Source organism: Vescimonas coprocola (genome assembly GCF_018408575.1).
Taxonomy (GTDB): Bacteria; Bacillota; Clostridia; order Oscillospirales; family Oscillospiraceae; genus Vescimonas; species Vescimonas coprocola.
The window spans coordinates 2,427,393-2,450,991 of sequence record NZ_AP023418.1; the positions used below are offsets into that span (position 1 = coordinate 2,427,393).

Sequence of the window (23,599 nt, forward strand, 5' to 3'; positions counted from 1 at the left end):
TGACGGCTCTTTTCAATCAATAGGGAGACCTTACTCCGCCTTGGGGGCAGCGGCCTTCTCGGCGGCAGCCTTTTCAGCGGCGGCCTTGGCGGCAGCAGCCTTCTTCTCGGCAGCGGCCTTCTGCGCAGCCTTGAACTTCTCCTTCTCCTCGGGAGTGGGGATGGGCTCAATGGCGTTGCGGGGGCAGGCCTTGGCGCACATGGTGCAGCCCTTGCACTTGGTGTAGTCGATGACGGCCACGTTGTTTACCACGTGGATAGCGTCGAACTTACAGGTGCGCTGGCACATACCGCAGCCGATGCAGGAGTTGGCGCAGACCTTGGTGACGGCGGGACCCTTATCCTTGTTGGAGCAGTTGACGAATACCTTCTTGGAATAGGGGACCTCCACAATGAGCTTCCGGGGACAGGCCTCACGGCAGGCGCCGCAGTTGGTACACTTCTCCTTATCCACCACGGCAGCGCCGTTGGGACCGATGTGGAGCGCATCGAACTTGCAGGCGGCCACGCAGGAGCCGAAGCCCAGACAGCCGTACTTGCAGGCCAGAGCGTCGCCGCCGCAGACCTTGGTGGCGGCCAGACAGTCCTGCACGCCCCGGTACTCGAAGTTCTTCACGGCGTTGGTGCCGCCGTTGCAGAGCACGTGAGCCACCATCTTCTCGCCAGAGGGAGCCTCCATGCCCATGATGGCAGCGATTTTGGCAGCGCCCTCGGCGCCTGCGGGAGCGCAGGCGGTGACGGGAGCCTTGCCGGCCAGAATGGCCTCGGCGCAGCCGGCGCAGCCGGGATAGCCGCAGCCGCCGCAGTTAGCGCCGGCCAGACAGGCCTGGATCTCCGGCAGGCGGGGGTCTACCTCCACCTCAAAGACCTTGGCGGCGACAGCCAGGATCAGGCCAAACACGATGGCCAGAGCGCCCAGAACCACGACCGCCCAGATGATCGTTGTAAAATCCATGATTTTCTACCTCCTTACCAGACCTGCAGGCCGCTGAAGCCCATGAAGGCCAGAGCCATCAGACCGGCGGTGACCAGTGCGATGGGGAAGCCCTCGAAGGCCTTGGGGCACTCGCTGGAGACATCCAGCTGCTCACGGACAGCCGCAAACAGGAAGATAGCCAGCAGGAAGCCCAGACCGCCGGTGATGCCATAGATCACGGAAGCGACGAAGTTGTAGCTGTTCTGAGTGTTCAGCAGAGCCACGCCCAGAACGGCGCAGTTGGTAGTGATCAGGGGCAGGTACACGCCCAGAGCGGCGTACAGGGTGGGAATGTTCTTCTTCAGGAACATCTCCACGAACTGCACCAGACCGGCGATGACCAGAATGAAGGCCACGGTCTGCATGAAGCCAAGCCCCAGATTGTCCAGCAGCTTATTGACGGGGTAGCACAGGGCGGAGGCCAGACCCATCACGAAGGTCACGGCTGCGCCCATACCGACAGCGGTGTCGATCTTCTTGGACACGCCCATAAAGGGGCAGATGCCCAAGAACTGGGAGAAAATAAAGTTATTGGTCAGGATAGCGCCAAGGGCGATGGCCAACAGTTCAGTCACTTTCATAGCTTACTTGGCCTCCTTTTCCTTTTTTGCGTTGCTCTTGGCCATGGCCCACTGCATCAGAGCAATGAGGGCGCCCAGCGTCAGGAAGCCGCCCACGGGCATGGTCAGGATCTTGATGCCGAACTCCTCGGGGAAGATGGTGATGCCGGGGGCGCTGCCCAGTCCGCCGCCGCCCAGCAGGCCGCCGCCGAACTTACCGCTGCCCAGCAGCTCACGCACCACGCACATACAGATCAGTACCAGCGTGTAGCCGATACCCTGGCAGATGCCGTCCACGGCGGAGGCACCCACGGGGTTCTTGGAGGCAAACGCCTCGGCACGGCCCAGGATGATGCAGTTCACCACGATCAGGGGGATGAACACACCCAGAGAGGAGGACAGCGCCGGCACAAAGGCCTTCAGCAACAGGTCCACGCAGGTCACGAAGCCGGCGATGACCACGATGAAGCAGGCGATACGCACCTCATTGGGGATGATCTTGCGCAGCATGGAAATAAAGACATTGGACAGCGTCAGGATGATGAGCACCGACACGCCCATACCCAGACCGTTGAAGAACGAGGTGGTGATGGCCATGGTGGAGCACATACCCAGCAGCTGTACCAGAACGGGGTTCTGAGTGATCAGACCCTCTTTGAATTGCTTACCGAAATTCATATCTCAGCTCCTCCTCTCTTAACCCAGAGCGGCCACAGCGGCCAGCGCTGCGTTGGCACCCTTGGTCACGCCCTTGGTGGAAACGGTGGCGCCGGAGATGGCGGTGACGGTTTTGCCCACCTTCAGAGTGCCTGCGCCGCTCATGCCAACGAACTGGTCCAGAACGGGTACACCGTCGTCATTGGGCATATTGCCGCACACCTTGGTGCCGATACCGGAGGTCTCGGAGTGACTCACCACGGAGATACCGGTGATCTTCTGCTCGGCATCCACGCCGATGACCATCTCGATGAGGCCCTGAGAGCCGCTGGCCGTCAGCTTCACAGCGTAGCCGGCAGGCTGGCCGTCGAAGGTGACCGTGTACATCTCCTCCAGCGTACCGCCCATTTCCTTGGCGGCGTCCATGACCTCCTGAGGAATGGAGGTGATCTCGTCGTATGTACTGCCGGCCTCGGTGACGGCCTCCAGAGCCGTCTGAGTAGCGGCGGCGTTCATGGCGGCGATCTTGTCGGCGGTGACGCCGTTGACCAGACCCAGCAGCAGAGCCACCACCAGAGAGATGATGGTCAGCGTACCGGCGACCTTCAGAATAAACTTACCGGAGATCTTCATTTTGCAGCCGCCTCCTTCTTGTCTTTCTTGATGGCACCGTAGATGGTGGGCCGGATGTACTTATCCAGCAGCCAGGTGGTGCAGTTCATAATGAGGATGGAGTAGCACACACCCTCGGGATAGGAGCCGAACCGGCGGATGAAGCAGGTGATAAGGCCGCAGCCCACGCCGAAGATGGCCTGCCCCAGCTTGGTCACAGGGGAGGTGGCATAGTCGGTGGCCATAAAGATGGCGCCCAGCATCAGGCCGCCGCCAAAGACGTTGTAGAGCATGAAGTCCACAGCGCTCATACCGGCGGGAGCGGAGATCAGGGTCAGCACCGCCACGGTGCCGATGTAGCACACGGGGATCTGCCAGTTGATGACCCTACGCAGCAGCAGATACACAAAGCCCGTCAGCAGGGCCAGCGCAGAGGTCTCACCCAGAGAGCCGCCGATGCGGCCGATGAACATATCGCTGATGGAGAAGGTGGAGGTCAGGTCATTGACCGCCGCCAGTGCATCCTCAGCCGTCTCGGCGGAGAAGATGCCCTTCATCACAGCCATGGGGGTGGAGCTGGTCACCACGTCGGCAGTGGAGCCCACCAGAGGCAGCTTGGAGCCGAAGCCCACCCAATGGGTCATGGCGCTGGCATAGCTGGCCAGCAGCATGGCACGGCCCACCAGAGCGGGATTGACGAAGTTGCAGCCGATGCCGCCGTAGAGCTGCTTGACCACCACGATGGAGAAGAAGCCGCCGATGATCAGCATCCACACCGGTGTGGTGGGGGGGCAGACAAAGGCCAGCAGGATACCGGTGACCACAGCGGACAGATCGCCGATGGACTGGGGCTTCTTCAGGAGCTTGCGATAGGCCCACTCCCAGAACACGCAGGCGGCCACGGACACCAGCACCATGGTGAGGGCCCGCACGCCGAACACATAGATGCTCATGACCAGAGCGGGCAGCAGGGCGATGATGACATCCAGCATGATGCTCCGGGTGTTATCCTTGGAGCGGATATGGGGAGAGGAGGATGCGATCAGCTTCAAATTTTTGTAATCCGTCATTGCTTACGCCTCCTTCTTCTCGGCAGCTGCCTTTTCGGCCTCCGCCTTGGCCTTGGCGGCCATTCTCGCATTATTGACCTTCTGCTTGCCCATGCGGAAGGCATGGATCAGCGGCAGACGGGCAGGACAGATATAGGTGCAGGCGCCGCACTCGATGCAGTCCATGCCGTGGAGGGTGTTCTGCCAAGTGTCCACATCGCCCTTCATCAGGTACTTGTACATGAACACAGGCTCCAGCCGCATGGGGCAAACGCCCACGCACTTGCCGCAGCGGATGCACTGGGGATGCTCCTCGTACTGCTCCTCCCTGCCGGCAAAGGCCAGCATGGCGCCGGTGCCCTTACCCACGGTGACGTCCACATTGTACTGGGCCAGACCCATCATGGGGCCGCCCATAATCAGCTTGTAGGTATCCTCCCGCAGGCCGCCGCAGGCGTCGAACAGCTTGGAGATGGGGGTGCCGATGGGGCACTCGATGTTCTTGGGCTCGATGACGCCGGAGCCGGACACGGTGACGATCTTGTTCACCACGGGCATACCGGTATACACCGCACGGTAGATGGCGCAGGTGGTGTTCAGGTTGAAGATGCAGCAGCCTGCGTCGGCGGGCAGCTTGCCGGAGGGGACCTGACGGCCGGAGACAGCCTGACACAGCTGCTTCTCAGCGCCCTGGGGATACCGGGTGTGCAGGACCTCCACCACCACGGGAGCGTTCAGCTCAGCGATGGTCTTGTTGAGCACGTCGGCCGCATTCTGCTTGTTGGCCTCGATGCCGATGTACACGTGCTCCACGCCGAAGCACTTGGCCAGCAGCGTAGCGCCCTTGACCACCTGCTCCGGACGCTCCAGCATGGTGCGGTGGTCGCCGGTGATGTAGGGCTCGCACTCGGCGGCGTTGATGATCACATAGTCCACCTTGCCGAGGCCGGAGCTGATCTTCACATGGGTGGGGAAGGTCGCACCGCCCTGACCCACGATACCGGCGTTCTTGACGATCTCCACCAGCTGCTCGGGAGCCAGGCTGTCGGGATCCTCCACGGGATGAATGTCCGGGCACACGGTGTTCTGAAAATCGTTCTCGATCACCACAGACATCATGGTGCCGCCCATAGAGAAGGGGCGGGGCTCCACGGCCTTTACGGTACCGGACACGCTCGCATGAATGGGAGCGGACACGAAACCGCCGGGTTCACCGATCTTCTGACCGATGGTCACCTTGTCGCCCACCGCAACGATAGGCTTGCAAGGCGCACCGATGTGCATAGACATGGGAATGACCACCTCAGCCGGGGCTTCCAGCTGTTCGATGGCCTTTTCATTGGTTGCGGCCTTCATGTCATTGGGATGAACGCCGCCAAAGAAAGCTTGTGCCATTGTCTTTCACCTCATCTTACTCCTTGGTGGCTACGCCACCACATACTGCACATTAGTCTACAACAAAATTGCCCCGTTGGCAAGACCTAAGCTCTCATTTTTGTCACTTTTTGAATACTGGAGACTGGGAACTCCGCCTTCACGCACGTTTGTCCGTGTTTGTCCACGTTTTTCCGAAATATCCATTTTATCCCACCGGCGCAGTTGGGATGCACCTCTTGCCAAATGGGAAGGCTATATGATAAAATAAACACCTATATAGATATCCTGCGGCACAGACCGCAGGAGAGAAAGGACACAAAACACATGATGAACCGTATTGAGCTGAAGCAGGAGGCCAAGGGCGTTGTCCGCACCGCCGCCGTCTCTGCCTATTTGTTCGCTTTGCTCTATCTGGCCCTGACGGAGCTGCTGCAGGGGGCCAGCGTCTACGTCAACGGCGACGTGGCGCTCTATATGCAGACGTATTTCCCCAACGTCCCCATCCCCTCTTATCTCTACCCGGTGGCTCTGCCCACCACGGTGGTGACGCTGGTGGCGGTGGTGTGCTGGCTGCTGCGGGTACTGCTGCAGGGCGGCTGGGTGCTGTACCATCTGGGCGTGCGCCGGGGCGAGGAGATGCCTTACGCCACCCTCTTCGACGGCTTCGGCTTCATCGGCAAGCTGATCCTGCTGAATATCGTCATTACCCTCTATGTTTTCCTGTGGTCCATGCTGTTTATCATCCCCGGTATCATCGCCGGCTACCGCTACCGTTTTGCCATCTATAACCTGTGTGAGAACCCCGATATAGGCGTCATGGAGGCCATCAGCATGAGCAAGGCACAGACCGCCGGGTATAAGGGCGACCTGTTCCTGCTGGACCTGACCTTCATCGGCTGGAACCTCCTGTGCAGCCTGACGCTGGGCATCCTCTCCATCTGGATCGCTCCCTATATCATCCAGACCAACATCGGCTATTTTCAGGAGATCAAGCGCATCAAGGGCATCGGCTGGCAGGCCCGTCCTGAGCAGCCCGACGATACTTTCCGCCCCACGGACCCCTTCGGCCCGGAGCTGTAAGGCCACCTTATTGTATGAAGCTGCCGCAAACCACCCGTAGGGGCGGCCCTTGCGGCCGCCTGCAGCGATCGATAAAAGAGCCGCACCCCCACGGAAGTGACCCCCAAAAGTCAGACAAAAACAAGAATTAAGCGGCTTGAACGGCCTGAGTCCTGTGCTGCACAGGACTCAGGCCGTTTAGTTTTCATTTGATTCTGTGGCTATTGTAGTAACCGATATACGCAACAATGACCTTTTCGAGTTGGTCAATGGAATCGAGCTTTTCTAAATAGAACAATTCCGTTTTAAGCAGCCCAAAGAAATGTTCGGCGACAGCATGATCCAAGCAGGTCGCTTTACGAGACATACTTTGTGTAGTGCCTTTTTCTTTCAGCATCCGCTGGTAAGTCCTCATCTGGTACTGCCAACCTTAACAGTATCCCATACTGCCCAACAAATGGGGTGCAGTTCAGCCCAGCCTGCGCCTTCTTTATCGCATAGCTTCGCCTTTACAGCTCAATCTCCCCCCGAACCAACGTCACGGCCGGGCCGCCCACCTTGACGAAGGGCTGGCTGTCCTTCAGGATGACCTGAGCGGAGATCATGGAAGGCCGCCCCATCTTCTCGCCCTGCACCACAGTGTACACCTTGTCCAGCTCCACCAGCCCGTGCCGGTACAGATAGTAGACCAGCGCCCCGTTGGAGGTGCCGGTGGCGGCCTCCTCATCGATGTCATACAGGGGAGCGAAGTTCCGGGCATGGATCATGCCGTCGGTGGTGTTGACGGTGAAGGCGTGGACCCCCACCACGTTATACCTGCGGGAGTGCTCCGTCAGAGCCGGGAAGTCCGGTGCGATCTTCTCCAGTTCCGCCTCATCGGCCACGGGCATCATGATGTCCGTCAAACCGGTGGACACCTTCTGGGGCAGAAGCGTCAGCTCCGGCTTCCCGGTCACGGCGCCCTGTCCGTCGGCGGAGAGCCCCATGATGTGGTACAGCTCCTCCAGCTCCTCCGGCGTCTCCAGCCGCTGGAAGGTCTGGGGCTTGGCCATGTCCATGAGGATGGCGTCCTTGCCCACCACCACCTCCAGCGTACCGGAGAGCGTCTCATCGATGTAGGTGCCGCCCTCGGCTACCAGTCCCATCTCCTGCAGAGCGTGGAAGCTGCCGATGGTGGCGTGGCCGCACAGCTCCACCTCCGCAGCGGGGGTGAAGTAGCGGATATGGAAGCGGTTCCCGCCCAGGGGCCTGATGAAGGCCGTCTCGGAGTAGCGCAGCTCCGCCGCCGTTTTCCGCATAGTCTCATCTGCGGGGAAGTCCGCCCCCTCCGGCAGCAGAACGACACCTGCGGGGTTGCCGCCGAAGGTCTGCCGGGTAAATGCATCTACGATCTGGAATTTCATGTGCTGATTCTCCTTTCTGACAGGCAGGCTTCCTGCGATGCCGCAGCGCTGCCTGTTTCGTGGCCTTGTCTCTGACTTCTTTATATCATAGTCCCCTCCGACTGTAAAGCTGTTTCTTCACCCACAGACTGCGCCATGCCGGGAAAACGGCTGCCTACAAGGCAGCGTCAATGGTCGCCGCCGTTTTTCCGGGAAGAACCGGTAGCGTGACACATCCGCATCCGAGATTTCGCCCGTGCAGCGCTGCCAGCCTACCTCCCGGAAGCCAATGGCGTCGGATGAACGCAAAACCTTGTACACGATGCACAAAATTTCTCACGTTCTTTGTGCGAACGACACAAAGAATGGAGGAGTGTACACAATGCAAGGACAAATGCACGCAGTTTGGAGAAAAATACGAAACCATGCTGCTCCGGGTGGCGGATTTCATGGAATTTTGACATTGCACATTCCCGCATTTCCTCGTATCCTTATGGACATATTAAAACCGCCGAGGAAAGGGGCGAATGTCATGTTGAAAAGCATTTATTTGCAGCAGGTTTACAGTGACCTGGCAGCACGGGATCCCGAACAGAAGGAGTTCCATCAGGCCGTGCGGGAGGTGCTGGAGAGCCTGGACCTGATGATCGACAGCCACCCGGAGTACCGGGAGGCCGCCCTGCTGGAGCGGTTCGTGGAGCCGGAGCGTGTGGTGGCCTTCCGTGTCCCGTGGATGGATGATACCGGCCGCATCCGAGTGAACCGGGGCTACCGGGTGCAGTTCAACTCCGCCATCGGCCCCTACAAGGGGGGCCTGCGGTTCCATCCGTCGGTGAACCTGTCCATCCTGAAATTTCTGGGCTTCGAGCAGATCTTGAAGAACAGCCTCACCGGCCTTCCTATGGGCGGCGGCAAGGGCGGTTCCGATTTTGACCCCAAGGGCAAGAGCGACCGGGAGGTCATGCGCTTCTGCCAGAGCTTCATGACGGAGCTTCAGCGGCACATCGGCCAGTTCGTGGACGTCCCCGCCGGGGACATCGGCGTGGGTGGCCGGGAGATCGGCTACCTGTTCGGCCAGTATAAGCGCATCCGTGACAGCTTCGACGGCGGCGTCCTTACCGGCAAGGGCCTGTCCTTCGGCGGCTCCCTGACCCGCAACGAGGCCACCGGCTACGGCCTGTGCTACCTGACGGAGGAGATGCTGCACTGCATGAAGCAGGAGAGCCTGCAGGGCAAGCGAGTGGCCATTTCCGGCAGCGGCAACGTGGCCATCTTTGCCTGCCAGAAGGCGCAGGAGCTGGGGGCCAAGGTCATCACCATGAGTGACTCCAACGGCTGCATCTACGACCCGGAGGGCATCCGGCTGGACGTGGTGAAGGACATCAAGCTCCGCCGCCGTGGCCGCATCCGGGAGTATGCCCAGCTGGTCCCCGGCAGCGAGTTCCGCAGCGACTTCCGGGATCTGTGGTCCGTCCCCTGCGACGTGGCCCTGCCCTGTGCCACCCAGAATGAGATCGACGCCGAGACGGCCCGGCGCATCGTCCGCGGCGGTGCCATGGCACTGGCGGAGGGGGCCAATATGCCCAGCACCCCTGCCGCCATCGAGGTGCTGCGGGAGGGTGGCGTCCTGTTCGCCCCCGCCAAGGCCGCCAACGCCGGCGGCGTGGCTGTCAGCGGTCTGGAGATGTGCCAGAACAGTATGCGCCTGGCATGGACCTTCGACGAGGTAGACCAGCGCCTGCATCAGATCATGCTGGACATCTTCCACAACATCTACGACGCCTCCGTGGAATACGGCGTCCCCGGCAACCTGTTGGACGGTGCCAATATCGCCGGCTTCCGCAAGGTGGCGGACGCCATGCTGGCGCAGGGTGTCTGTTAACATTGCTTTCGTTTTCTTCCTTACTCTTTTCTCCACCATTGGCAAAGGACCGGGTGCTTGAAGCACCCGGTCCTTTGCCGTTCTTATAAAAGAGAATTTACCCCAGCAGACCGGCGCCGAAGTCCTCCAGCGCCCCATAGATGTTGCTGGTGAGGATATCCAGCAGCTGATCCGACAGCTCCTCGCTGTTGTCGGCACTGGAGGAGATCTTCCAGCCGTCCGACGTCTGGACACAGGGGATGGTCAGCGTCGCCGTCATGGTGGGGAAGTCGGCCCCCGTGGTCTTTTCATCAAAGACCTCCTCGAAGGCGGCAGCCAGCTTCTCATCGTCGGCACCGCTCAGAGCCAGAGACCACGCCTCAGAGATGTACTCCGTCAGGATCTCCGTCATCAGGCTCCCTGCATTGACATAGGTGAACTCCACCGGTACCGTGGCGGTATCGCCGTCCACGGTGGCCTCGCCCACCTGATACTTCAGCTGCCCGGCGCAGGACTTCATGAAGTCCATGATCTTCTGGGCCACGGCATCGTCGCTGTCCACGTCCTCCAGATCCGACAGCTCCAGATCGTCACCGTTTTCAAAGCACTGGGCAATGGCCTTCTCGTCCAGCTCCTGCAATCCCTTGCAGAACTGGCCCACTACGCCCTCCGGGCCGGCCTTGCCGCCGCAGGCGGTAAGGCTCAGCGCCAGCACCAGCGCCAGCATCAGGGAAATCACTTTTTTCATAGGTTGCTTCCTTTCTCCGTCGTTGTTCTCTTTCTCATAGGGCTTCATGCCCTCCACACACTATATCATATCTCTGTTCACTTGACAAGGGATCAGACAAGACTGCTGCGGCAAGAAATGCCTACTGCCCCAGGTGCAGCTCCTTCAGCCGCCGGAAGCTGGCCCGTGCCAGCAGAAAACCGCCCACCGCCAGCAGGGCGCAGGCCCCGCCCAGCAGGAAGGTAACAGCGTCCATCTGGGCGTTTTCGCAGAGATAGGAGAAAATGCGGTAGGCTCCCATCACCATGAGGATGCCCGCCAGCAGCAGCGCCACCAGCAGGGTATCGTTTTCACATTCCCGAAGCTTTTTCATTCCCTGCACCTCACTCCGTCACAGTGACGTCCAGCCCGAACTCCTCCGGCAGGAACCGGGGGCAGACGTTGCTGCTGGTGCAGATGACGGAGGCTGCCAACCGGCTGCCGATGGCGCAGGACTGCCCCAGCGTCTTGCCGTAGGTAAGTCCGATGGTGGCCCCGGCGAAAAAGGCGTCCCCGGCCCCGGTGGTGTCCTGCACCTCCACCCGGGTGGCGGGGCAGATGCCGCTCTCGCCGTCCATCTCGGCGTACACGGCTCCCTGCTCGCCCATGGTGACGATCATCCGGGGGATACGGGCGCTGCGGACCTTCAGCCGCAGGAGCTCCTCCATCTCCGCCGGGGTCTTTTCACTGTAATCGTCGGAGAACAGGATGCCCGCCTCCTGCAAATTGCACACGAAGCAGCTGGTCTGCTGCAAAAAGTCCCGCCGCTCCACGGCGATGCTCATGTTGGACACCACGGCGTATACCGCCTTGCCGTACTTCCGGGCGTAGGCGAACACCCGCTTGACCAGTTCCTTATCCATGTCGATCTCCAAAGCGATGCTGTCGGCGTCCCGGAAGATCTCGTCACCCTTCTCGTCCAGCAGTGCCGCCAGCGGCCGCAGATCCGGCCGCTTGGAGATGGAGGCGCACACGTCTCCGTGGTTGTCGAATACCGCCAGCCACGCCCCCATGCCGTCCGGGGTCCGGAGGATGTAGTCGGTGTTCACCTTGTGGTTCCGTAGCTGCCGCACCACATCCTCCCCCATGCCGGTGTCGTCCACCAGACTGACGAAGGTGGGCCGCAGCTCCACATTGGCGATGTCCTCCACCACGTTGCGGGATACGCCGCCGGGAACCTGCTCCACCCGTCCCACGTTGCGCCCGCCGGGGATATAGGTGCTCAGGGGATACCCTTTCACATCCACAAATACGGCGCCCAGAACCACAATGCCCATCTCAGCCGCTCCTTTCGCTGCGTTGTGACAAATTTCGACTTCTATTATACGCAAGCCCCGGCCCTTCGTCAACGAAAACGGAGAAAACCGCAGCGGGAGTTACGCTCCCGCTGCGGTTTTCCGTAAATTCTGCCCTACAGCTTGCCCGCCAGACTCTCCAGCGCCTCGCTGAGGGCCTCCTCATAGGTGGGGTGGGGCCGCATGGCGGCCAGCAGCTGCCCCGGTGTCATGCCGTTGGCAATGGCCTGCCCCAGCTGCCCGATGATGTCGCTGGCGTTGGGACACATCAGCTGCGCCCCCAAAATAGCCCCGGTCTCGGCGTGGGCCGTGACCTTCATGAAGCACCGGCCGGGGTCTGCGATCACGGTCCGGGCGTTGCCGCCCATGACGCACTTGCCGGTCTTGACGGGGATGCCCCGCTCCTTGGCCTCCGCCTCCGTCAGTCCCACGGCGGCGATCTCCGGCCGGCAGTAGATGCAGCTGGGTACGGCGTCCATGCACACCCCGGCGGACAGCCCCGCCATGTGCTCCACGCAGGCTGCCCCCTGTGCTGCCGCCACATGGGCCAGCTGCACCGGGGAGGACACATCCCCGATGGCGTATACGCCGGGGATGCTGGTTTGGTAGTGCTCATCCACCCACAGACCGTGGCCATTGGTCTCCGGCGTCAGTCCCTGGGCAAACAGTCCATCCCGGAAGGCCCTGCGGCCGATGGCGCACAGCACCGCCTCCCCCACGGCGCAGCCGGGGGTCTCCTTGGCGGTGTAGTGGACGGCGATCCCCTCCGGTGTCTGCTCCAGACGATCCACCATGGAGCGGGTACAGACTTGCACCCCTTGCTTTTTCAGGATCAGCGCCAGATTCTGGCCCAGCTCCCGATCCATATTGGGCAGCAGCCGGTCCATGCCCTCCAGCAGGGTGACGCTGCACCCCAGATCGCTGTAAAACGTGGCAAACTCCACGCCGATGACGCCCCCGCCGATGATGACGATGGAGCGGTACAGGTGATCCGTCCCCTCCAGCAGTTCATCGGAGGTCATGGCCAGCTCCAGCCCCGGAATGGGGGGCCGCACCGGCACGGAGCCGGTGGCGATGAGGATGCGCCGGGCCTCATAGTCGCCGCCGTCCTCGCCGGTGACACGGACGCTTCCCGGCGCCGTGATGACGGCCCGGCCCCGCAGCAGCGTCACGCCTGCGCCCTTCAGAAGGCTCTCCACCCCGCCGCACAGCTGGCGGGAGATGCGCTCTTTATAGGCGAAGATCTCCGGGATGTCCGCCCGCAGACCCTCTGCGTGGATGCCGATGGCGGCGCCGTCTGCGGCGCTGCGGTAGACCTCCGAAGCATGGAGCAGCGTTTTGGTGGGGACGCACCCCCGGTTCAGGCAGGTGCCGCCCCAGCTGCGCTCCTCCACGATGGCGGTGGAAAGTCCCAGCTTGGCCGCCCGTGCGGCGGCGGTATAGCCACCGGGGCCCGCCCCGATGACCAGCAGATCAAACATAGCCGTTCTCCTTTCAGATATCCTGCCGCCGCAGCAGGGCGCACAGGTCCGCCGCCACCTCCCGGCAGGCGGGGGCCTCCTCCACCCGGAGGCAGAGGTCCTCCACCCGGAAGGGGCAGCCCTCCAACCCTCTGGCAAGGGGCTGGGCGAAACTCTCGTCCATGGCGTCGGTCCACACGGCGGCGTGGCGGCACACGCCGCCCTCCACCGCCAGCTCCAGCGTCAACTCCCCCCACGGAAACCGCTCCCCGCAGGAGAAGGTGCAGGGCATCGCCTGCCCGTAGACCCAGTCATAGCTGTGAAAACACTGATAGTGCCGCTCCAGAGCGGCCTGATCCAGCTGGGACGGCTCCAGCCGCCGGGTGGGGAGGCCGTATACCTCAGAAAAGGCCGCCCACAGCGCCTCCTCCATGTGGGAGACGGTCAGCCCCGGCTGTATCTGGGAGAGATTCACCACACGGGAGCGCACCGACGCCACGCCCTTGCTCTCCAGCTTCCCCTGAGAGGGGGCCAGATACCGGCCCAGCTTCTCCATGTCCACGTCGATGAGCAGCGTCCCGTTGTGGAAGGAGCGCCCCCCGTGGTGATAGAAGGAGTTGCCGGAGAACTTCCGGCCGCCGGTGAGAATGTCGTTGCGGCCGGAGCACTCCGCCGGGATACCCAGACGGCGGCAGGCCGCCACCAGCACCTCCTGCTGACGGCGCAGATCGTAATCCGCCGTAGGCAGGGAGAAGGTGAAGTTCAGATTGCCCATGTCGTGGTACACCGCCCCGCCGCCGGAGAGCCGCCGGGCCAGCACGCCGCCCTCCTGCTCCAGCAGCGTGGTGCGGCACTCCCGCCATGCGTTCTGGTTCCGGCCGATGACCACCGTGTGGCGGTTCTGCCACAGATACAGGATGCAGGTATCCTCCGGCACCGTCTCCGTCAGATACGCCTCCGTGGCCAGATTCCGGTGGGGATCGGTGCAGCCGTCCCGATAGGTCAGCAGCTGTCGGATCATGCCTGCCACCGCAGAATGGGATTGCGGGCCGCCTGCACCTCGTCGGGCCGTCCGATCTGGGCATTGTGGGGGGCGGTACGCATGGTCTCCGGGTCAGTGTGGGCCAGCTGGTACAGCTGGCGGAACACCTCCGCCGCCTGATCCAGCGTCTCCCGGCTCTCCGTCTCCGTGGGCTCCAGCATCAGTGCCTCATGAACGATGAGAGGGAAGTACATGGTGGGGGGATGGATGCCCCGGTCGATGAGACTCTTGGCCACATCCAGCGCCGAGACGCCGGTCTCCTTCTTGAACTCCTCCAGCCCCAGCACGAACTCGTGCATACAGATGCGGTCAAAGGCGGGCTGGAAGGTGCCCTGAATGCGCCGCATGAGATAGTTGGCGTTGAGAACGGCGTTCTCCGCCGCCTCCGGGATGCCCTCCCGGCCCAGCGTCAGCAGGTAGGCCAGCGCCTTCACCACCACCAGGAAGTTGCCGTTGAAGGCCCGCACCTGCAGGTGCTCCCCCTCCGACAGAATGGCGGACTGGGGCAGATACGGCTCCAGAAACGCCTTGCAGCCCACGGCGCCTGCACCGGGTCCGCCGCCGCCGTGGGGGGTGGCAAAGGTCTTGTGCAGGTTCATGTGGATGCAGTCAAAGCCCATGTCGCCGGGGCGCACGATGCCCATAACGGCGTTGAGGTTGGCCCCGTCGTAGTAGCACAGCCCTCCGGCCTCGTGGACCAGCCGGGTGATCTCCAGAATGTTCTCGTCGAAAATGCCCACGGTGTTGGGATTGGTCAGCATCAGCCCCGCCACATCGTCTCCCAGCACCGCCTTCAGAGCCTCCAGATCCACGCAGCCGTCGGCGGCGGAGGGAATATTCACCACCTGATAGCCGCACATGGCGGCGGTGGCGGGGTTGGTGCCGTGGGCGCTGTCGGGAACGATGATCTTGGTGCGCTGATGATCGCCCCGTGCATCGTGGTACTGCTTGATCAGCAGCACGCCGGTGAACTCGCCGTGAGCACCGGCGGCGGGCTGGAAGGTCATGCCGTCCATGCCGGTGATCTGGCAGAGATAGCGGCTGGCGGTGTCCAGCACCTCCCGGCATCCGGCCACGGCGTGCTCCGGGGCCAGGGGATGCACCCCGGCAAAGCCCGGCAGGGCCGCCATCTCCTCGTCGATGCGGGGGTTATACTTCATGGTGCAGGAGCCCAGCGGATAAAAGCCGCAGTTGACGCCGTGGACGTGCTGGCACAGCTCCGTGTAGTGGCGGCTCAGATCCACCTCGCTGAGCTCCGGCAGGGCCGGGGCCTCCTGTCGCCGCAGCTCCTGCGGCAGCTGCACCTCCTCCACGTCGCACCGGGGCAGGATGCTGCACCGGCGGCCGGGAACGCTCTTTTCAAAGATCAGCTTCATTTGCTCAGCACCTCCTTCACCACGGCGGCGGTCTCATCCAGCACGGCACGGGAGACCTTCTCCGTGGCGCACCACAGGATGCCGCCCTCTACCGGCAGGCCGCCCAGAATACCGTGCTGCTCCAGCGCCTCCAGAACCTCCGGCACCCGGGGAAGCTCCGTGACGAACTCGTGGAAATATTCCCCCGGATACCGCAGGGACACGCCGGGGATGGCGCACAGGGCCTTTGCCAGATAGTGGGCCTTGGACAGGCACTGCCGTGCGGCCTCCGCCATGCCCTCCGGCCCCATGGCTGCCATATAGACGCTGGCCGTCAGGGCGCACAGGGCCTCGTTGGAGCAGATGTTGCTGCTGGCCTTCTCCCGGCGGATGTGCTGCTCACGGGCCTGCAGAGACAGAACGAAGCAGCGCTGGCCACGGCTGTCCACTGTCTGGCCCACGATGCGGCCGGGGAGCTTACGCATATGCTTTTGCACCGTGGCCATAAAGCCCAGATACGGGCCGCCCCAGCCAAGGGGCATCCCCAGAGGCTGCCCCTCACCTACGGCCACATCAGCGCCGCAGTCTCTGGGGGTCTTGAGGATGGCGGCGGCAATGGGGTTCACCCCCAGAATATACAGAGCGCCCCCCTGATGGATGATCTCACCCAGCGCCTCAGCCTCCTCCAGCTGACCGAAGAAGTTGGGCTGCTGGATGTACACGCCGGAGACGTCGCCCCCGGCCAACATCTGACGCAGGGCTTCCGGGTCCGTGCGGCCGTCCTTCACGGGGACGACACGCAGCTCGTCGCCGGTGCCGTAGCAGTAGGTGCGGACGGTGTTGATGGTGTCCGGGTGGGCTGCAGCGGAGATCAGCGTTACCCGGCGCTTGCGGTCCCGGCACATGGCGGCGGCCTCAGCGGCGGCAGTGGCGCCGTCATAGACGGAGGCATTGGACACGTCCATGCCCGTCAGCTGGCAGATCATGGTCTGATACTCAAAGATGGACTGCAAAATGCCCTGACTCATCTCCGCCTGATAGGGGGTGTAGGCGGTGAGGAACTCCTCCTTGGCGGGGACATACTTCACCAGTGAGGGAATGTAGTGGTCATAGGCTCCGGCGCCCCGGAGAATAGCAGAGTAGGCGGTGTTCCGGGCGGCCATGGCGGTCATGGTGCGGCTGACCTCCAGCTCGCTCATGCCCTCCGGCAGGTCCAGCCCGTCCCGCAGCAGCATCTCCTCCGGCACGTCCCGGTACAGCTGGCGGAAGTCGTGAAGGCCGATGGCCTCCAGCATCTCCTGCCGCTGGGCGGGCGTGGAGGGAACATAGCTTCCCATATCAGCCCTCCTGCTGGCAGAAGGCCTCGTAGCCGTCGGCGTCCAGCAGCTCCTCCGTGGCGGTAACGCCCTCCACCTTGATGATCCATGCGTCGTAGCACTGGCTGTTCAGCAGCTCCGGAGCGTCCAGCAGCTCCTCATTGACGGCGCACACCGTGCCGGACACAGGGCTTACCAGATCGCTGACGGCCTTCACGGACTCCACGTCGCCAAAGGCCTCACCGGCGGTGACCTCATCGCCCTCGCCGGGCAGGTTCACAAACACCACGTCGCCCAGAGCGTGCTGGGCAAAGTCAGAGATGCCGATCACAGCCACACCGTCCTCGGTGTGGATCCACTCGTGGGACTTGGAATACTGCAAATGGGTGGGATAGTTCATGATGTGTTCCTCCGTTTTCGTTTCAAATATTCAAATCTGCTGATTTAGGTGTGTTTCATTAGACGTGTTCCGCCGGGATCAGAAGCCGATCTGGCCCATGAACTGCTCCAGCGCCGTCTGGAACTCCGGGCCGTCGAAGCAGTAGTGCATGGTGGTGTAGCGGCTGCGGAGACGGGAAACCTCCTGCCCTACGTCCTTTCCCCGCAGGATGCAGTCCGCCATCAGACCGGCCAGCTCCGTGAACTCCGTCTGGCCGAAGCCAAACCGGGTCATTTCGCTGACGCCCATCCGCAGAGCACCGGAGGCGGTGAAGCCCTCCTCGTCGGGGGTGGCCTGATAGTTGACGATGATGTTGTTCTCCTCCAGCCGCTCGGCTACCTCCGGGCCGGTGCCGTAGCCCACGTCCACCAGCACCTGATGGGTTTCGGTGTAGCCGATGGCGGGATCGCCCAGCACGTGGAGACCCGCCTCATGGAGGGCCTTGGCAAAGTACTTGGCGTTGTCAATGACGGCCTTCTGATAGCTGTCCTTGAAATAGTTCATCTCATAGGCCGCCATCAGCAGGCCCAGCTGGGTCCCCAGATGGTGGTTGGAGACGCTGCCGGGGAAGGCACGGGACTGGATGGTCTCCCACAGCCCCCACTTCAGATCCTCCCGGCGATAGTTGACGCCGATGACGCCCCGCTGGGGGCCGAAGAAGGTCTTGTGGGTGGAGCCGGTGACGATCTCAGCGCCCTCCTCAAAGGGCTTCTGGAAGTGGTCACCCACCAGACCCAGCACATGGGCCATGTCGTACATGATGGTGGTGGGGATATTCTGCTCCGTGACGAAGCGGCGGATCTCCGCCACCGGCTCCCGGCGCAGCACCATGCTCTTGCCGAAGATGATAAGCTCCGGACGGTAGCGGTCGATGACCTTCTTGGTCTCCTCCACGTCGATGCGGAACAGATCGTCCCGGCACACGGGGAAGTTCACCACGGCGGTGCGCTCGGTCACCGGATCCACGGCGATGTAGTCCTTCAGAGCGCCCATGGGCTGGGCCGACAGGTGGCCGCCCCGGATGATGTGGTTGTTCAGCACATAGCCCAGCCGCTGGGGGGTGTGCTTGCGGTCCAGACGGTTCTTCCAGTCCATCAGGGCGGAGAAGGTAGCCATATTGCTCATCTGCCCGCTGATGACACGGGTCTCCACCTGGGTGCAGCCCAGATACTGGCGCATCTGCTCCGCCAGCAGCTGCTCCACGGTGTCGATGAACTTGGTGCCCTGATAGTAGAATACATCCTTATCATAGAAGGAGATGATCTTCTTGTGCTCAGCGTACCGGCAGGAGGGATCGCTGGCCGCCAGCAGCTGCACCGCCCGGCTGGGGGTGTTCTCCGAAGGGATGAGGTTGATGCACTGGCGCTGGCGCCACTGGTGGTTATCCTGCGCCAGATGCAGCAGCTCCAGCGCCTTGGCGGCCCGGTCGGCGGGCTGAGACACCTCGTCCTCCGGCCGCCGGTACAACAAAGGGCGGGCATAGGGCGGAGCCCCCACGCTCATGTGACGGGCGGGGATCACGGCCTTCAGCCGGCGGCCCCGGATGTCCACCTCCACCACGTCGTCCGTCAGAACGTCGCTGTCTACATAGCACAGGCCGATGGCCCGCTTGGCGGTCTCCTGGGTGATGACCGTCTCCAGTCCCTCGCCCTCAGCAACGTAGTAGGGGACCATGGTGCCGCTGGTGACCCAGCCCACCTGCTTCTCTCCCCGGTATACCGCCATTCCGGCCCGCATGACGCCCCGGTCCAGCAGGGCGATGGGCAGAATACGGCGGGGCAGGGCGGTGCAGTCGGAGAAATCCCGGTTCATGATGCGCCGGAAGGCGTCAAACTGCTGCTCCAGTGCCTTGCGGCCGATGAACTCCCCCTTCTGAGGCGCAAAGCTCACGGCGAACTTGGCCAGCGGCACGGCGAAAATGGGTATCCTCTGCCCGTCGGGATCCACGCCCATCTCATGGCCGTACAGGGGGAAGCCCGCCTCCATGCGGAGGGTGTCCCGTGCGCCCAGACCGGCGGGCCGGGCGCCCAGCTCCACCAGCCGGTTCCACAGCCACGCAGCGTCCTCGCTGCGGCAGTAGACCTCGTAGCCCAGAGGCTCGCCGGTGTAGCCGGTCTTGGCCACCTTCACCTCATGACCCTCGAAGGTCAGAGTGTTCAGGGCGTTCTTCATCGGCTCCGTCACCTGTACCCCGCCGGAGAGGGTGGTCAGCAGATCCTTGGACTTGGGGCCTTGCACGGCGATGGAGGCCCACCGGGAGGTGATGTCCGTGATGGTGCAGTCGTAGTCCTTCACCACGGAGCGCAGATGCATCAGATCCTTCTCCGTGTTGGCGGCGTTCACCACCAGCAGGAATCGCTCCTCCTCGAAGCGATAGAGGTACGCATCGTCCACGGCTCCGCCGTCCTCGTCCGGCAGGATGCAGTACTGGGCCATGTTCAGATCCAGACCCGCCACGTTGCTGGACAGGACGTGCTGCAAAAATGCCAGCCGCTCCGGCCCCTCGATCAGCAGCCGCCCCATGTGGGACACATCGAACAGGCTGCAGAAGTGCCGGGTGTACAGATGCTCCGCCACGATTCCCGTGGGATACTGGACGGGCATTTCCCATCCGCCGAAATCCACCATGGAGGCACCGGCCGCCACATGGGTCTCGTACAGCTGGGTGCGTTTGAGTTCGCTCATGTTCCTTCCTCCTTATCATGTTTGTTCCGTTGTTTGTTCCGCTTGTTTTGCTCCGTTTGCTTCGTTTGTCCAGTCGCTGGACACATTCCGGACGCATCGCGGACAGGTCTTGGCGGTGCCTTGGACACGTTCCGGAAAGGTTTTGGACGCACAAAAAGGCGCAAAACCGCTTTCGGCAGTTTTGCGCCTCCGTTTTTGTACCTGAGAGATTCCCCGCCGGAGCGGGTTGCACCTTCGGCGTGCGGACAGGCCGCACTCTTCGGAGTATCGTCGTGGTCCGACCCTTTTGCCTGAGAGCTTCTGCATTCCCCTTCGGCGCCGCCGCAGCGGTCTCTCCCGGACCAGTCATCCGAACTCTGTTTGCTTGTCACCCATAGGCTACCATTTTGCGGCGGTGGTTGTCAAGAAAATTATGCCGCCCGGCGGGGTAAAAGCATGGGGGAATTTTTGAAAGAGACATATATGCCGCATGAACGCAAAGAACATATGAAATTAACTAGAATTTTGCACAAATCGGCAAAACCCTGTTGCAAAAAGGCGGGAAACGTGGTAGTATCTCTCATGGACCTGACAATTAGCAAGACGAAATGTCGAAGGGCAAAGGCTCTCCGGCCGCTGAGATTTGCCGAAAAACCACCATTGGTTGTGGCAAGGGCGAGCCAGAGAGTCTATATGTGCCATATGAGTTTTGGAAGGAAGCAGGAGGTGTTACAGGTGCGGCAACCCATTCGAAGCAGCACGGTGAAGCGGCTGATCGTTGTGCTGGCGATCCTGTTGGCGCTGAGCCTTGCGGCGCTGTGTGCCGTGCGGTATTACGGGCGGCAGGCAGGCCGGGCGGCAGAGGCCCCCGGCAACGGCATCCAGACGGCGGCGCAGCCCGCCGGCGCACCCGTTCCCACAGCGGCCCGGACCGGCAAGGTCACCATCCGGCTGTATGACCGCAGCCCGGAGTATAACCGGGAGTTCTCCGTGACCAATATGTTCCCCGGCGATGCCGAGACCCAGAACGACTGCGTGCAGGTAGATCACAAGGGCGACGTCACCGTCCACTTCCGGGCGGAGGTGCGCCCCGGCTATGAGAAGCTGGCGGAGGTGCTGAAGCTGCGGGTGTCCGTGGGCGGTAGTGTGGTGTATGACGGCCTGATGGCCGAGATGCCCGCCGCAGTGGATACCCCGCTGCCGGCCGGCAGCGATACGCTGGACTATCAGCTGACGGCGTATCTGGATACCAGCGTCGGCAATCCCTATATGTATCAGCAGCTGGTAGCGGACTTTTACTGGTGGGTGGCGGATAGCGAGGAGTTGGCTCCCCCTACCGGCGACACCATGCAGCCCCTGCTCTGGGGAGCGGCGGTGCTGGTGTCCGGTGCGGCACTGACGGTGCTGCTGCGTCGCCGCAGGGAGGTGTCCCATGACTGAGCGTAAGACCCGCAGCCGTCTAACCGGCGGCATCGTTGCGGTGATCGTGCTGGCGGTGTGTCTGGTGGTCACCACCGTGGCACTGGCCTATTCCATGATTTCCGTCCGGGACAACACCTTTGCCACCGGCGGCGTCCGTATCAACCTCAACGATGGCGAGCCGGTGATCCGGCCCGACGAGTTCTTGTTTGAGCCGGGCATGACGGTGAAGAAGGACTTCTTCATCGAAAACGACAGCACCGGCACGGTGTACTACCGGCTGTACTTCGCCGGTGTCTCCGGTGATCTGGCGGACGTGCTGGAGGTCACGGTGAAGGACGGGGACAAGACCCTCTACTCCGGGACCCCCACTCAGTTGGAGAACACACAGGCGGTGGACGATTTGCTGGCGGTGGGCCAGCGGCGAACGCTGACCATGTATTTCCACTTCCCGGAGGCGACCGGCAACAGCGCTCAGGCCAAGGATCTGACCTTTACCCTCTGTGCCGACGCCACCCAGACCAAGAACAACCCGCAGCGGCTGTTTGACTGATGTTGGGGAGACCGTTGCAGGAGAGAAAAGCCATGAAAAAAACCTTTGAAGTAATCAAGACCGTACTGACATGGCTGATCGTGCTGCTGGCGGTGTGCATGATGGTGTTCACCATCGTCTCCGTCACCACCTTTGACCGCAATGACCGGGCGTTGTTCGGCTACAAGATGTATATCGTGCGATCGGACTCCATGAGCGCCACGGATTTTAAGGCCGGAGACCTGATTCTGGTGCGGTCGGTGGATCCCGCTACTTTGCAGGAGGGGGATATCATCGCCTATACCTCGCAGGACACAGCCAGCTTTGGAGAGACCGTGACTCATAAGATCCGGTCCCTGACCACCGACGCAGACGGTCAGCCGGCTTTTATCACCTACGGTACCACCACCGATACCGACGACGAGATGCCGGTGACGTATCCCTATGTGCTTGGCAAGTACGAGAAGTGCCTGTCCGGCGTGGGCAATTTCTTCCAGTTCCTGAAAACCACCCCCGGCTACATTCTGTGCATCTTCCTGCCGTTCTTTTTGCTGATCCTCATGGAGGGCATCAACTGCGTCCGGCTGTTCAAGCGCTATAAGAGCGAGGAGCAGCGGGAAATACAGGCCCAGCAGGCGAATCTGGAGCGCCAGCGGGAGGAGAACCAGCGGATGATGCAGGAGCTGATGGAGATGAAGGCCCGGCTGGAGGAGAAGGAAAAGGCTCCGGAGGAGCCCCCTCGGGCGTGATTTGCCGCTCCCCGGGGAGCGTTGTCGGAGGGACGCTCCGGCCATGACATCGGGAATCATCATGGATGATCATTCTATCGAAAACCCCTCTTTACAAGCTCGATCCTCCCCGATTTGACCGCCGGGGAGGGGCGAGCCAAGGACACAAGCTTAGACTCCTTGCGTCCTTGGCTCGCCTATTGACCGGCGCCCGCCATATGGCTCTGCCGGATTGAAAGGAGCATCAAGACATGAATTGGAAGGAAACTTTCTATACAGGAAAGCGTGAGCACCCGCAGGAGAAGAAGCCTGCGTCGCTGACGGCGCTGCTGATGCCCTCCCTGCTGGGGGTGGCGATGTGTCTGGTTTGCCTGTGCAGCCTGACATGGGCGTGGTTCACGGCCACCCAGAACAGCGGTGTGCAGCCCATTCAGTCCGCCACTGCCACGGTGACGGCGTCGCTGAACAATACGGCTCTGGGTGAGCTGAAGGTCGGAGAACCGTGCAGCTTGAACGGTACCGGCCCGCTGACACTGCATATGGCGGGGGATGCCCAATATGCCTATGTGGTGATCAAAGTGGGCGACACGGAGTATCACACGGATTATCTTACTGCGACCGAGGATTATACCATTACCGTCAACGAGAGCGGCGCAGCGCTGACCCTCTGCTGGGGAAAGCAGGACAGCCTGCCGGGGACGGCGGTGGGGAACGGCGGAAGCATCGGAACGGCTCAGCAGGAACCCTCCGATACGCCTGATGAGCAGCCTGCGGTGAACGGCGACAGTCAGCAGACCACGGATGCTGCGGTTCCCGGCGCTGACGATGCCAATACCGGTGATCAGAGCGGCAGCAATGAGACACCCGGCAGCGAGAACGGCGGCAGCACCGGCAATGGCTCCGGCGAACAGGGGAGTGATTCCGGCACCGGAAGTGATACGGGCGCAGGCGGCAGTACCGGCGGTGACGCTGGGACCGGCGACACGTCTAACGGCACCGACGGAACCACCGGCGAATAAGAGAGTGCAAGTATAATAGGAAGCCCTCCGGC

23 protein-coding genes and 1 riboswitch are annotated in these 23,599 nt (G+C 62.1%); of the genes, 6 read left to right on the top strand and 17 right to left on the bottom strand.

Annotated features, from left to right (window positions below):
- Positions 1–30: 30 nt before the first annotated feature.
- Genes KJS28_RS11785 through rsxC form a run of 6 tightly spaced genes read right to left on the bottom strand, consistent with a single transcriptional unit; the run spans position 31 to position 5,248 of the window.
- Complete coding sequence (locus KJS28_RS11785) at positions 31–954, bottom strand: RnfABCDGE type electron transport complex subunit B (RefSeq protein ID WP_021859295.1); 924 nt, start codon at positions 952–954, stop codon at positions 31–33.
- Positions 955–968: 14 nt separating this feature from the next.
- On the bottom strand, positions 969–1,556 hold the full coding sequence (locus KJS28_RS11790; protein WP_021859296.1) for an electron transport complex protein RnfA: 588 nt from the start codon (positions 1,554–1,556) through the stop codon (positions 969–971).
- A 3-nt stretch (positions 1,557–1,559) separates the two neighbouring features.
- Positions 1,560–2,213, bottom strand: a complete 654-nt coding sequence (rsxE, locus tag KJS28_RS11795) for an electron transport complex subunit RsxE (RefSeq protein ID WP_213541131.1) — start codon at positions 2,211–2,213, stop codon at positions 1,560–1,562.
- An 18-nt stretch (positions 2,214–2,231) separates the two neighbouring features.
- The gene (locus tag KJS28_RS11800; RefSeq protein WP_213541132.1) at positions 2,232–2,825 is read right to left on the bottom strand and encodes an RnfABCDGE type electron transport complex subunit G; all 594 of its coding nucleotides are present in this window, start codon (positions 2,823–2,825) and stop codon (positions 2,232–2,234) included.
- On the bottom strand, positions 2,822–3,874 hold the full coding sequence (locus KJS28_RS11805; RefSeq protein WP_213541133.1) for an RnfABCDGE type electron transport complex subunit D: 1,053 nt from the start codon (positions 3,872–3,874) through the stop codon (positions 2,822–2,824). Before KJS28_RS11805 ends, KJS28_RS11800 begins: the two co-directional genes overlap by 4 nt.
- Before the next feature lie 3 nt (positions 3,875–3,877).
- Positions 3,878–5,248, bottom strand: a complete 1,371-nt coding sequence (gene rsxC / locus KJS28_RS11810) for an electron transport complex subunit RsxC (RefSeq protein ID WP_213541134.1) — start codon at positions 5,246–5,248, stop codon at positions 3,878–3,880.
- A 306-nt stretch (positions 5,249–5,554) separates the two neighbouring features.
- On the opposite strand from rsxC, the gene KJS28_RS11815 reads away from it, so the two are divergent.
- Positions 5,555–6,310 (top strand): DUF975 family protein, encoded by a 756-nt coding sequence (locus KJS28_RS11815; RefSeq protein ID WP_213541135.1) that lies wholly within the window; start codon positions 5,555–5,557, stop codon positions 6,308–6,310.
- Between the two features lie 184 nt (positions 6,311–6,494).
- Here the strand turns inward: KJS28_RS11815 and KJS28_RS11820 are convergent, their stop codons facing one another.
- Positions 6,495–6,686 (bottom strand): IS3 family transposase, encoded by a 192-nt coding sequence (locus KJS28_RS11820; RefSeq protein ID WP_213541136.1) that lies wholly within the window; start codon positions 6,684–6,686, stop codon positions 6,495–6,497.
- A gap of 112 nt (positions 6,687–6,798) precedes the next feature.
- On the bottom strand, positions 6,799–7,692 hold the full coding sequence (locus KJS28_RS11825; protein ID WP_213541137.1) for a PhzF family phenazine biosynthesis protein: 894 nt from the start codon (positions 7,690–7,692) through the stop codon (positions 6,799–6,801).
- Between the two features lie 511 nt (positions 7,693–8,203).
- Here KJS28_RS11825 and gdhA point away from each other — a divergent pair.
- Positions 8,204–9,553 (top strand): NADP-specific glutamate dehydrogenase, encoded by a 1,350-nt coding sequence (gdhA, locus tag KJS28_RS11830; RefSeq protein WP_213541138.1) that lies wholly within the window; start codon positions 8,204–8,206, stop codon positions 9,551–9,553.
- Positions 9,554–9,650: 97 nt separating this feature from the next.
- Here gdhA and KJS28_RS11835 read toward each other — a convergent pair whose 3' ends face one another.
- From KJS28_RS11835 to gcvT, 9 genes are all read right to left on the bottom strand, one after another.
- The gene (locus KJS28_RS11835) at positions 9,651–10,280 is read right to left on the bottom strand and encodes an LptM family lipoprotein (RefSeq protein ID WP_213541139.1); all 630 of its coding nucleotides are present in this window, start codon (positions 10,278–10,280) and stop codon (positions 9,651–9,653) included.
- A 121-nt stretch (positions 10,281–10,401) separates the two neighbouring features.
- Positions 10,402–10,632 carry a hypothetical protein gene (locus KJS28_RS11840; protein WP_213541140.1) on the bottom strand — a complete coding sequence of 77 codons (231 nt, stop codon included), beginning with the start codon at positions 10,630–10,632 and terminating at the stop codon, positions 10,402–10,404.
- 10 nt (positions 10,633–10,642) lie between these two features.
- Positions 10,643–11,575, bottom strand: coding sequence for a carbohydrate kinase family protein (locus KJS28_RS11845; RefSeq protein WP_213541141.1), 933 nt, complete (start codon positions 11,573–11,575; stop codon positions 10,643–10,645).
- Between the two features lie 134 nt (positions 11,576–11,709).
- Positions 11,710–13,074 (bottom strand): dihydrolipoyl dehydrogenase, encoded by a 1,365-nt coding sequence (gene lpdA, locus KJS28_RS11850; protein ID WP_021859322.1) that lies wholly within the window; start codon positions 13,072–13,074, stop codon positions 11,710–11,712.
- Positions 13,075–13,087: 13 nt separating this feature from the next.
- On the bottom strand, positions 13,088–14,074 hold the full coding sequence (locus KJS28_RS11855) for a lipoate--protein ligase (RefSeq protein ID WP_213541142.1): 987 nt from the start codon (positions 14,072–14,074) through the stop codon (positions 13,088–13,090).
- The gene (gene gcvPB, locus KJS28_RS11860) at positions 14,071–15,471 is read right to left on the bottom strand and encodes an aminomethyl-transferring glycine dehydrogenase subunit GcvPB (RefSeq protein ID WP_213541143.1); all 1,401 of its coding nucleotides are present in this window, start codon (positions 15,469–15,471) and stop codon (positions 14,071–14,073) included. The genes KJS28_RS11855 and gcvPB overlap by 4 nt, the downstream gene beginning before the upstream one ends.
- Positions 15,468–16,787, bottom strand: a complete 1,320-nt coding sequence (gcvPA, locus tag KJS28_RS11865; RefSeq protein ID WP_213541144.1) for an aminomethyl-transferring glycine dehydrogenase subunit GcvPA — start codon at positions 16,785–16,787, stop codon at positions 15,468–15,470. The genes gcvPB and gcvPA overlap by 4 nt, the downstream gene beginning before the upstream one ends.
- 1 nt (position 16,788) lies before the next feature.
- Positions 16,789–17,166: a glycine cleavage system protein GcvH gene (gene gcvH / locus KJS28_RS11870; RefSeq protein WP_213541145.1), complete on the bottom strand. Its 378-nt coding sequence runs from the start codon at positions 17,164–17,166 to the stop codon at positions 16,789–16,791.
- 78 nt (positions 17,167–17,244) lie between these two features.
- Complete coding sequence (gene gcvT / locus KJS28_RS11875) at positions 17,245–19,890, bottom strand: glycine cleavage system aminomethyltransferase GcvT (RefSeq protein ID WP_213541146.1); 2,646 nt, start codon at positions 19,888–19,890, stop codon at positions 17,245–17,247.
- 268 nt (positions 19,891–20,158) lie between these two features.
- A riboswitch (glycine riboswitch) is annotated at positions 20,159–20,239 on the bottom strand.
- Positions 20,240–20,604: 365 nt separating this feature from the next.
- On the opposite strand from gcvT, the gene KJS28_RS11880 reads away from it, so the two are divergent.
- The 4 genes from KJS28_RS11880 (at position 20,605) to KJS28_RS11895 (ending at position 23,567) form a co-directional block, all read left to right on the top strand.
- Positions 20,605–21,309: a hypothetical protein gene (locus KJS28_RS11880; RefSeq protein WP_213541147.1), complete on the top strand. Its 705-nt coding sequence runs from the start codon at positions 20,605–20,607 to the stop codon at positions 21,307–21,309.
- Positions 21,302–21,841 carry a hypothetical protein gene (locus KJS28_RS11885; protein ID WP_213541148.1) on the top strand — a complete coding sequence of 180 codons (540 nt, stop codon included), beginning with the start codon at positions 21,302–21,304 and terminating at the stop codon, positions 21,839–21,841. Before KJS28_RS11880 ends, KJS28_RS11885 begins: the two co-directional genes overlap by 8 nt.
- Positions 21,842–21,873: 32 nt before the next feature.
- Entirely contained in the window at positions 21,874–22,569 is a 696-nt protein-coding gene (locus KJS28_RS11890; RefSeq protein WP_213541149.1) for a signal peptidase I, read from the top strand.
- Between the two features lie 230 nt (positions 22,570–22,799).
- The gene (locus KJS28_RS11895) at positions 22,800–23,567 is read left to right on the top strand and encodes a hypothetical protein (RefSeq protein ID WP_213541150.1); all 768 of its coding nucleotides are present in this window, start codon (positions 22,800–22,802) and stop codon (positions 23,565–23,567) included.
- Positions 23,568–23,599: the final 32 nt, after the last annotated feature.